This is a genomic window from Bacteroidales bacterium, from assembly GCA_031275285.1.
Classification (GTDB): Bacteria; Bacteroidota; Bacteroidia; order Bacteroidales; family UBA4181; genus JAIRLS01.
On sequence record JAISOY010000174.1, the window covers coordinates 1 to 10,842 of the forward strand.

At 39.8% G+C, this 10,842-nt stretch carries 9 protein-coding genes; 2 read left to right on the plus strand and 7 right to left on the minus strand.

Translation table 11 applies throughout. The features are described 5' to 3' along the window. From LBQ60_17465 to LBQ60_17490, 6 genes are all read right to left on the minus strand, one after another. Positions 1–445: MBOAT family protein (locus tag LBQ60_17465; GenBank protein ID MDR2039712.1), on the minus strand; the 445-nt coding region annotated here is incomplete at its 3' end. Between the two features lie 92 nt (positions 446–537). Further along, complete coding sequence (locus tag LBQ60_17470) at positions 538–1,989, minus strand: aminoacyl-histidine dipeptidase (protein ID MDR2039713.1); 1,452 nt, start codon at positions 1,987–1,989, stop codon at positions 538–540. A 101-nt stretch (positions 1,990–2,090) separates the two neighbouring features. Beyond that, positions 2,091–2,837 (minus strand): LytTR family DNA-binding domain-containing protein, encoded by a 747-nt coding sequence (locus tag LBQ60_17475; protein ID MDR2039714.1) that lies wholly within the window; start codon positions 2,835–2,837, stop codon positions 2,091–2,093. Positions 2,838–2,843: 6 nt separating this feature from the next. Next, positions 2,844–4,655, minus strand: a complete 1,812-nt coding sequence (locus LBQ60_17480; protein MDR2039715.1) for a histidine kinase — start codon at positions 4,653–4,655, stop codon at positions 2,844–2,846. Positions 4,656–4,765: 110 nt separating this feature from the next. Continuing rightward, on the minus strand, positions 4,766–6,106 hold the full coding sequence (argH, locus tag LBQ60_17485) for an argininosuccinate lyase (GenBank protein ID MDR2039716.1): 1,341 nt from the start codon (positions 6,104–6,106) through the stop codon (positions 4,766–4,768). 181 nt (positions 6,107–6,287) lie between these two features. Beyond that, the gene (locus LBQ60_17490) at positions 6,288–7,004 is read right to left on the minus strand and encodes an FKBP-type peptidyl-prolyl cis-trans isomerase (protein ID MDR2039717.1); all 717 of its coding nucleotides are present in this window, start codon (positions 7,002–7,004) and stop codon (positions 6,288–6,290) included. A 536-nt stretch (positions 7,005–7,540) separates the two neighbouring features. Between LBQ60_17490 and LBQ60_17495 the strand changes: the two genes are divergently transcribed. Continuing rightward, positions 7,541–7,909, plus strand: coding sequence for a DMT family protein (locus LBQ60_17495; GenBank protein ID MDR2039718.1), 369 nt, complete (start codon positions 7,541–7,543; stop codon positions 7,907–7,909). A 156-nt stretch (positions 7,910–8,065) separates the two neighbouring features. Continuing rightward, positions 8,066–9,562, plus strand: a complete 1,497-nt coding sequence (locus LBQ60_17500; protein ID MDR2039719.1) for a hypothetical protein — start codon at positions 8,066–8,068, stop codon at positions 9,560–9,562. A gap of 74 nt (positions 9,563–9,636) precedes the next feature. On the opposite strand, the gene LBQ60_17505 is transcribed toward LBQ60_17500, so the two are convergent. Next, positions 9,637–10,842, minus strand: a 1,206-nt coding sequence (locus tag LBQ60_17505; GenBank protein MDR2039720.1) for a TrkH family potassium uptake protein, incomplete at its 5' end; no start/stop codon positions are given.

The window sequence follows — 10,842 nt, forward strand, 5'->3', positions numbered from 1 at the left end:
TGATCTGCGAAATATCGAAATGAGCACCAGCAATGCGATTGGTCCAATCGAGCAATAAATTTTTTACTTCGAATGATGTTCCGAATAATCGGTTGATCCACCCGGTAAAGAGGTAAGCATATTTAAAATAGGCCAGTAACAATAAATTGAGTGTTACCCCGACACCTAACATCGTTTTTTTCCCCGCTCCGGTTTTTATTGCCTGTATGCCTCTTCCGATAAAGTAATTAAATAATACGGACCATAGTAATAGTGAAAAATAGTAGCCGCCACATTTATAGTAAAAATAAACACTTACCAGAAACAAGAAAGTATTGCGCCACGCATTTTTCTTGTAGAGTAGTGAATAAATCAACATCACCACCAGGAAAAACACCCAGAATGATGCCTGGGTAAAGATCATGGGATCTTTTTCCGAATATTTGAACCACTGTAAATATTCCAAACGGCAGGTCCCTTAAGATGAATACTCTGTAATGTTAAGAACAAGATGCCTGAAATACGAGAAGAAGGTATTTCAGGCATCTTACATATTAATTAAACGTTTTTCAATGTTTCTATAAGATAATCCCAGAATTTAGCGACAGTCGGGATATTGACCTTTTCTCCCGGTGAATGGGGATGCATGATCGTGGGTCCAAAAGAGATATAATCCATATCCGGATAATTTTTCCCGAAAATACCGCATTCAAGTCCGGCATGAATGACCTTGACTTCCGGTTCTTTTCCATACAGTTCCTGATAAACCTCTTTCATTGTTTTCAGTATCTTTGAATCGAAATTTGGTTTCCATCCCGGATACGATCCGCTTAATTCGATCTTTCCTCCAGCCATTTCACACAAAGCGGTCATGACATCAGCCAGGTTTTCTTTAGCTGAGTCAACAGAACTACGTAACAGGCAGGTAATGTCCACTTTTTTTCCGTCCGATTTCACAATGGCCAGATTCGTAGATGTTTCCACCACATCCGGTTTATCGGCAATCATCCGCATAGCTCCGTTAGGCATTGTATATAAGGCATTAAGAATATTGTCCTGTGACTTTTTGCTCCATACTTTTTCAGGAAGCCCCGTAGGATCACATATAAATTGAATACCTGACTCAACACCATCCAATTCGGCAGTAATCATTTTCAAAAACTCCCTGACACTATTCTCCAGTTCCGGCCCTTTCCCTGAAGGGATGGTAACAATGGCCGATGCTTCCCGGGGAATGGCATTACGCATGTTTCCTCCTTCAATAGAAGCAATTCTCAATCCATATTTTCTGGATGCATGCCATAGAAAACGGGTCATTATTAAATTTGCGTTACCTCTTCCCAGATGAATATCCAATCCGGAATGACCACCTTTTAATCCGGTAAGTTTGATTTCATATGCCCGGCCGGACTTTTCCGAAGGCTCTTCAGTATAGTCAATTGAGATAACCACATTTAATCCTCCGGCACAACCAATATATAATTCACCTTCTTCTTCCGAATCCAGATTGATAAAAACCGATCCTTTGAGCATTCCCGGTTGCAATCCGTTTGCACCGGTCATTCCGGTTTCCTCATCAATAGTAAACAATGCTTCAATAGGTCCATGCGCGATTTCTTTCGACTCCAGCACCGCCATAGCTGCAGCCACGCCTATGCCGTTATCAGCGCCCAATGTCGTTCCTCTGGCTTTAACCCAGTCACCGTCCACATAGGCTTCAATGGGATCCTTCTCAAAATCATGTTGTACATCATTATTCTTCTGGGGTACCATATCCAGATGCGACTGCAATATAACTCCGGGACGACCTTCCATTCCTTTGGTGGCAGGTTTTCGTATGATGACGTTGCCCGTCTGGTCTACTGTATGATCCAATCCCTGTGTAACAGCAAATCCTTTAACAAATTCTATCGCTTTTGCTTCTTTCTTTGATGGTCGCGGAATTGCACACAGATCACTAAAGTGTTTCCACAATATCTGCGGTTGCAAATTGTTCAGTTCGTTACCCATATTTTTGTGTTTTGGTTAAAAAGTAAAGATAAGAAAAATATTGAAAGGGAGCAAAGTTCCATAAAAAATCAAGCACGCCCTATCTACTATCTTTCAGCCAATTACTTGAAATAATTCAAAAATATTTCTTTATAGGCCGGAGAAATCTCGACCTCCGACCGGTCATCCAATACCACATATCCTCCGGATCCTTTGTGGTATGATTTGACCCTGTTTATATTAATGATATGCGACTTATGGACACGCATAAAGGGGTAAGGCAGTATTTCTTCAAAATGTTTCAGGAACCGGCAAACCATTTTCTTACGTCCTTCCGAGAGGTACAGGTCTGTGAAATTTCCATTCCCCTGCAAACGGACAATATCTTCCATTTTTACTACCTCGAACCCTTCCAAAGTTGGAAGGATCACCTGTCTTTTTTCAGGTTGTGACTGACGGAAGTTTTCAACAACTACACGATTCCTGTTGAATGTTTCTTCTTTTAATAATTGTCGCTGTACTTTATTTACAGCTGTGATCAATTCTTCTATACTGACCGGCTTCAACAGGTAATATGCTGCACTTTGGTTCAAGGCCTTGAGTGAATATTCCGAAAATGCCGTAACAAAGACTGTCTCAAAGGTCAGGTCTTTACATGCTTCCAATACATCGAAGGCATTCCCGAAAGGCATTTCCACATCCAGGAAAACTAATTCAGGCTGCACCTGATGAATCAACGAAACAGCCTCCTTACAATTAACCGCTTCACCTAAGATTTCCACCTGAGGACAGTATTTTGACAAATAATTTCCAAGTACTTCCCTGGCGGCTGATTCATCTTCTACAATTACAGTTCTGATCCTATTCATCTATATTTATTTTATGGTAGCCGGATGAATGAACGGAAAAGAGATTTCAACAACTACACCTGTTTCAGGCGAGGTTTTTTCCATCATGAATATTTGTATCTTTATATGGTACACATCATTTAAGAGTCTTATCCTTTCAGAAATATTATTTAATCCGCGTGATTGATGTAATTTTTGATTCATCGTTCTAAGCTCCCCGCTTCTTTTTAATCCAATACCATTATCTTCGACACGAACGACGATCATATGATCGATTTGCCTGATTTGAAGCTGCAGTAACCCTTTGTAATCAAGATAACGTAAACCGTGCCATATGGCATTTTCCAGATATGGCTGTATCAACATGGTAGGAACATAGGCAGCTTCAGTGTCAATTGATTCTTCAATATCTATCTCGTATATAAATTTATCTGCGAATCTAAGATGTTCCAGGTCCAGGTATTCTTTTAGCTGCTCCATTTCTTTGCTTAACCTGATGAAATCATTATTGGAGTTTTCCATGATGTTACGCATCAGCCGTGAATAGGATGTCAGGTATTTATTGGCTTCCAGCTCATCATTTCTTGCAATAAATTGGTTGACACTGTTCAGGCTGTTAAAAATAAAATGCGGGTTCATTTCCCTGCGTAACGATTGTAATGCTATTTTCTTATTTCGCTTTTTGATGACATTTAACGCATGAACAATAAATATAAGGAGCACCAGCATCAAAAAAACAGAAGCGATCAATACATAATTGAGTATATTTTTTCCTCTGATCAGTTCATCATTAAGGATGCGTTCCGTTTCTAACTGCCGTATCCTTTCTTCCGTGACCTGAAACAATTTATTATCGACCAGTGAACTATCAGCCTGGATTGTTCTTTCAAGGTTATGAAGAAAATCCTGGTATAATTCTATACTTTTATGATACTGGTTATTCTTTTGATAATAACCGGTCATATCTTCCACACTTTTCTTTGCCTCAAATGTTTGTCCGTGGTTAATTGCCAGTTCATACGATTTCATCAACGACTCCAGCCCTTTCGATATATTATTTTCAGAAAAATAAAGGGAAGAAAGTGAACGTAATTGCTCGATCTCAGCTTTCACATCATTCATTTGCCGCGCTTCATCCACCAATTGTTCATTCAGCCTTAAGGCTTCGCTATATTGGTTTTTCGAAGCATAAGCTTTGGCCATTTCACCTTTGATCTTTATTTCTTCCGTTTTTTCTTCTGTGTTATCCAAAGCTTTTTTGAAATTCTGAAAAGCCACTTCTGTTTTGTCCTGCTGCATTTGATTCTCCGCCATCTGCTGATAGGCTACAACCTTTTCTTCATTGGTTCCTCTCTCTTCCAGCAAGTCAATATTACTTTGGATATAAGTAGATTGTGTCACCGGATCGGCTATGTTGCGTAAACGATTAGCGTCATTATCATTGAGCTGTTTCATGAAATCATCTTTTGCCTGATTTCCGGCTTCTTCATAAAGGCTTATGGCTAACCTATAAAGATGTTGTTTTTCTTTTAATTTCGCCAGTTCACGATTGACTGCAGCCATCTTTTTCTTTTCTTTTTTCTTTGTATAAATATCTTTGGCCCGGTTTAAATAGTCCTCTGCTTTCTCATATTCGTTATTATTGATAAGTTCTTTTGCCAGGGCCTCGTATTCTAATGCGATATCTTTATCGGATTTAGATTCCTTGAGCTTTTTCGATAACTTTGAAGCACTCCGGTTCAGTGAATTCATTTGCGGAGTAGGAACAACCATCAAAGAATCCTGCTCTGTCTGGGAAAATGAAATATTCAATATGAGGAATGCACATGAAAAAAACATATACACCTTTTTGGTATACAGTTTTATCCTGTTTTTTAATAAGGAGGATATTGTAATCATAATCCCCAGGTCATATACATACAGAATTTCACTCTGTATATCGTGATGAATTATTCTCCAATCAGACTCTCTAATGCGGCATTTACTTTTCCGAAAGAAAATCCGTCCAGTAATTGCTGCATTTTTGATTCGATCCTGTCATTACATAAATTACCGATGCTTCCCTCATGGGTATGCGTTACTACTTTTTCCGGGACGAAGCGTCCTTCATTAATCTCAATACCGACCTGTTTATAAGCATCCCTAAACGGGACTCCGTTGAGTACTAACTTATTTAATGTGTCTACGCTGAATAAATAACGGTAACGTTCATCATCCAGTATCTGTGTATTGACGATCACTTTCCCGGCCATGTAAGCCAACATGCCCATACAATCCTTTAATTCTTTAAAAGCAGGGAACAATATTTCTTTTAATATCTGCATATCCCGGAAATAACCGGAAGGAAGGTTGTCCAGCAACAATATAATATCGTTGGGCAAGGCTTGTATCTTATTACATTTTGCCCGGATCAGTTCGAATACATCCGGATTTTTTTTGTGGGGCATAATACTGGACCCGGTAGTCAGCTCATCCGGCAGTGAAATAAATCCGAAATTCTGACTCATATATAAACAGGCATCCATACTGAAACGAGATAATGTTGCAGCTACCGAAGCCATAGCAAAAGCAACGGTTTTTTCGGTTTTTCCCCGTCCCATCTGCGCATATACCACATTATAGTTAAGATCTTTAAAACCCAGTAATTCAGTAGTCATGGTACGGTTGAGAGGAAAGGATGAGCCGTATCCGGCAGCCGAACCCAAGGGGTTCTGATTGGCAACTTCCCAGGCCGACAGCATCAGGCGGATATCATCCGTAAGGCTTTCCGCATACGCTCCAAACCATAATCCGAATGAAGACGGCATCGCTACCTGTAAGTGCGTATATCCGGGCATCAAAACATCCTTATATTGATTACTCTGCTTAATAAGCGTATTAAACAGATATTTAACACCTTCTACCATTTCTTCTATCTCATGCCTGATATATAGTTTGATATCCACTAAAACCTGGTCATTACGAGAACGACCGCTGTGCACTTTTTTACCGGTATCCCCAAGCTTTCTGGTAAGCATCAGTTCGATCTGGGAATGTACATCTTCGACATCATTTTCAATATGGAAATTACCTGACCGGATCTCCCTGAATATTTGCCGCAGCTCTTTTTCAAGCACATCCAGTTCTTCTTTTTTCAATAATCCAATGGATTCCAGCATACGGATATGAGCAATGGTACCCAACACATCAAATGATGCCAGATACATATCCATTTCCCTGTCGAGACCAACTGTGAATCGTTCTATTTCTTTATTTACTTCAATTCCTTTGTCCCAGAGTTTCATTTGAATATAATTTGATTTTTAACGGTCAAATGGAACATCCCGGTATATTCATGCGTGTTTGTTGACGCAAGTGCATGGACGTTTCATCTGTATATAATTATTTTAAAGGTCTGATCTAATGTCCGGTTTCGTTCATCCTGATGGTTATACCATCATGTTTACGGACAAAAACATATGATTTTATTGATTATTGAAAATAATTCGGTTCGGTTTTAGGTATTATGGTTTCTTTTTTCACCACCTTCAATAAATCTATTTCGAAAATCAATACGCTATTGGGTCTTATTTTCCCCTGAGGATTCACATTTTCTCCGTATCCCAGTTCTGCAGGAATGAAAATTTCCCATATTGATCCTTCAGGCATCAACTGTAATGCTTCCGAGAAACCACGAATCACCCCACTTACAGACAATTTTAGCGGAGTTCCCCGTTCTTTTGCACTATCAAATACCGTTCCGTCAATCAAAGTACCATGATAGATCACCTCCACATCATCAACTGCTTTAGGCTTTGCCCCTGTTCCCTGCCTGATGATCCTGTATTGTAATCCGCTGGGAAGTGTTGTGATTCCTTCCCTTTTACTATTTTCTTCCAGGAACTCCCGCCCCTGTTTCAAAAGCGCATCATTGGCTTTCCGTTGCAGGTTAGTGAAATATTTCTGCAAAAATGCATTGATCTCCTGATCATTCATTCCAACAGATATTTGATTCACGGCATTTTTTAATCCGCCAGAAAAAGCATCGACATTAAAACCTTCAATATTGGAAGTGGAAATCTGCTTTCCATACATATAACCAAGAAAAAAACTGACTGAGTCCGCGTTGCTCATCGGTTGCTGGCCCCGGGCATCAATAGAGCCCAACAGGAACAGTATTAAAATCGGAAAAAAGGAATTATATTTCATACACGACCGGTTAACATCAGAAATATTGATTTTTATAATAAAACAATTACAAAAGTACGATTATTTATCAAAATTAAGTAGTTGATGCATTACAGGAAAGCAACACTTATAATTTCGAATTTAAAATATAAAATTCAATATTCACAATATTATGAATAGCAATAAGCTAAAACAACGATTTGTGTAATTATATTTTTTAATCTGTATAATGATTATTTTCATTTTACTAAGTTCATGTACATATCAAATACCTGCTTCGGGAACATAAAACCGACCAGCCAGGAGCAGATGATCATCCGTTGAAACAACCGCTATTCATGGCGCAAAATCAGTTCAATACCATATAGATAAACAATAAAAGATAGATTTTTTCAAAAATGATGGAAACCAATAATATTAAGCATTCAGTGCTATTTATTATTTTCTTAAGTCGCATCGATCAAGTTGATTACGTTCAGAAAGCATAACATTAATTGTTTTATATTATTTATCTGATCTGTTTTTTTACTTTTGCGGCGTCAAAAAATATAACTAATATGAAAATAGTTGCCACAGTAGGGCTGTTAATCGTCTCCAATATATTCATGACTTTTGCCTGGTATGGGCATTTAAAGTTTAAAGAAATGGATTGGTTCAATCATCTTGGGTTACCTATGATTATCCTGATCAGTTGGGGAATTGCATTCTTTGAATATTGTTTTCAGGTTCCGGCCAACAGGATCGGCTTCATCGGGAACGGAGGCCCTTTCAATCTGTGGCAACTGAAAGTAATGCAGGAAGTAATCACATTAGTCGTATTTACCTTCTTTACCACACTGGTGTTCAAGAATGAATCTTTCCGCCTCAATCATTTAATCGGATTTATATTTCTTATCCTGGCTGTTTATTTTATTTTTAAGAAATAAAATATCAGGCTCACATACTAATGTAACAACTGAGAAATGTGAGTTACCATTGGTGAGACTGGCTTTCAACTTAGCTGATACTTTGTTTTTCCCTGATAAAAAGCTTTCATTATTTTATTTTTAACTTTGCATACTTATCCTGTTAACTATCGTATGATGAAGAATCATTTTAAAATTCATTTTTTCGTAGGAATTCTCTTAACCGTCCTTATTTTTTTGACGGGTAATGAGCTTTACGCTTCTAAAAGATACAATGCGGACGATTATCTGGTCATCGCTTCCGAAGAAGTAAGAAAAGACAAGTCATGGTATACTGTTGTCCAGGAACTGCAAAAGAAACATCAGGCTGGAGCTTTGTTCTATAATGAACACCCCGAAGAACTGCTTCCGGAACTGAAGGAAATACGTCCGCGTTACGTTGCAATAGTAGAAAAACCCGAACAACTGAACAGGGACTTTATCATCCGCGTTCATCAATTGAGCCGGAAAATAGATGAAGATATCTTTGCCGATTTTTTATGGGGCGTGATCACCGGTTATGATGCCGGCTCTGCGCTTAAAATGGTGAACAACAGCACGGAGCCATTTGTGATCCGGGATGCGGTAGCGAGTATCACGGAACTGAAAAGTGCAAAATGGTTCGACAGATATGGTTGGGTGGATGATCATCAAAAGGGATTATGGGGAGAAAAACAGGAGAAAGGAGGAAAAATAGAAACGGACCGGATCGATGAAAAAGAGGTATTGAAAAAATTTACGGACCTTTATGAAAAATACCGTCCAGACCTGGTTGTTACAGCAGCACATGCCACAGAGAAAAACCTCGAAATGCCCTTTTCACTCGGGAATATCAAATCCCGGGATGGTGTCCTCTACGCAGAAGACCGTTTCACCAAAGATACATGGCCTCTTGTTGAAAGCGGGAAAAGAAAGGTATACTTTGCTGTGGGTAACTGCCTGATCGGTAACATCGACAACACGAAGGAAAGCATGGCGGTCGCATGGATGAACAGTGGGAACGCCGCTACAATGATCGGATATACGGTGCTCACCTGGCACGGAAGAAACGGCTGGGGTGGTTTAAAATACTGGTTGACTACTCCCGGAAGGTATACCCTTGCCGAGGCGGTCTATCTGAACCAGCAGGATTTTCTTCACCAACAGGGCCAGTGGAATCCTGTTTTCCTTACGGAGAATTATCCGCATCAGAAAGATTTCAACAAGGGATGGAAAGAAGCAACAGACAGACTTAGTGAGGCCTTGGGCGATAAGCCTACTAAAGACCAGCTTGGGTTCTGGCATGACAGGGATGTCCTGGCCTACTACGGTGATCCGAAATGGGATGTAAGGCTTCAGGAGATCGAACAGGAGAAAGATTTTACAATACGGTACAAAAAGAATAAAGGCCGGATAAAAGTCATCATAAAGACAAAAAGAAATTTCAACCTAAACAGGATGAAAGGGGATGGTTTCAAGGAGGAACACGTGTTGGATCTGCCTTTCAGTTGTTTCTTTCCCGAGAGGTTGAATAACCCGAGATTAGCGCCGGGACAGATATGGAATGCAGCAATCGATGAAAACTTTTTATTATTGTATGATCCTTCATTCGTACCAGGAAAAAGCTATACCGTTATTCTTGATACGGATGACTGATCTCTCATGCAAAGCGAAAATCTTAAACTTTGAATCTTGAACCCCGAAGGGGGTAATCCGGAACCATATTCATATCATTGTTTTGTCCAGAATGCATGGGTAAAAAGGACCAAGACGGCATATAATTCGAGACGCCCGAAAAGCATTAAAAAAGAACACACCCATTTTCCGAAAATAGATACGCCGCCAAAATTTCCTGCAGGTCCCACCAGCTCCAGGCCCGGCCCTGAATTTCCCAGACAGGCGATGGAGGCTCCTACGGAAGAAGTAAAATCCAGTCCGCTGATCATCAATAAAAAAGTAGCTGCCGTAAATACACACAAAAAGATCATAAAAAAAGACAACGTCCGGAACATCTGGTCCTCCGGAACATTTTGCTTATTTAGCTTTACCTGGATCATTCCCCTCTGATGTACAATCCGTTTAAACTGGACAGGGATCATTTTGAAGAGGAGGACAAAACGGACCACCTTCAGGCCTCCGGCTGTAGATCCGGCAGATCCGCCGATAAAAGCGATCAAAAAAATAATAAACCATAATGGAGGAAACCAGAGCGTATAATCGCTGACCACATATCCGGTAGTGGTCAGGATGCTTACCACATGGAACAGGCTTTCACGTATTGCCTGTTCTATTTTAAAATCATGATATAACAAACCACAACTGATAAATAAAGTTGCCAGCAACACGATCAGTAAGTAAAATTTGAACTCGTCATTAGCCAACACTTTCCGAAAATCACGTTTCCAGGCAAAATACAACAGCGTAAAGTTAGTTCCTGCCAACAACATAAAAAAGACAGAAACATACTGTGAATAAGCAGAATAAGCCCCCATACTGGCATTCTTTGTGGAAAATCCGCCCGAAGCGGTAGTAGAGAAAGAATGGCAGATGGCGTCAAAAAAACCCATCTCAGGAATATAAAGCAAGGTGCAGATAATCGTAAAAAAGATATAAATACGTGAAATGTATTTAGCCGTATCTTTAATTCTCGGGCTCAACCGGCTGCTGATGGAAGCATTAGAGGTTTCCGCATGATAGATCATCATACTCCCTACCCCGAAAATCGGTAATATGGCAATACCCAACACCAGGATACCCATCCCACCTATAAAATGCATAAATGCCCGCCAGAAGAGCAATCCGTGAGGTAAAGCTTCAATATCACTGAGAATGGTGGCACCGGTAGTGGTAAATCCCGACATGGCCTCGAAAAACGCATCAGATATGGAATGTATCTCTCCGCTAATCAGAAAAGGAAGCGAACCAAATAATGCAAA

Excerpts from the sequence above, each read along its gene's own strand:
- LBQ60_17470 (MDR2039713.1), bottom strand. The coding sequence starts at position 1,989 with ATGGGTAACGAACTGAACAATTTGCAACCGCAGATATTGTGGAAACAC.
- LBQ60_17475 (MDR2039714.1), bottom strand. The coding sequence starts at position 2,837 with ATGAATAGGATCAGAACTGTAATTGTAGAAGATGAATCAGCCGCCAGG.
- LBQ60_17480 (MDR2039715.1), bottom strand. The coding sequence starts at position 4,655 with ATGTTTTTTTCATGTGCATTCCTCATATTGAATATTTCATTTTCCCAG.
- LBQ60_17490 (MDR2039717.1), bottom strand. The coding sequence starts at position 7,004 with ATGAAATATAATTCCTTTTTTCCGATTTTAATACTGTTCCTGTTGGGC.
- LBQ60_17495 (MDR2039718.1), top strand. The coding sequence starts at position 7,541 with ATGAAAATAGTTGCCACAGTAGGGCTGTTAATCGTCTCCAATATATTC.
- LBQ60_17500 (MDR2039719.1), top strand. The coding sequence starts at position 8,066 with ATGAAGAATCATTTTAAAATTCATTTTTTCGTAGGAATTCTCTTAACC.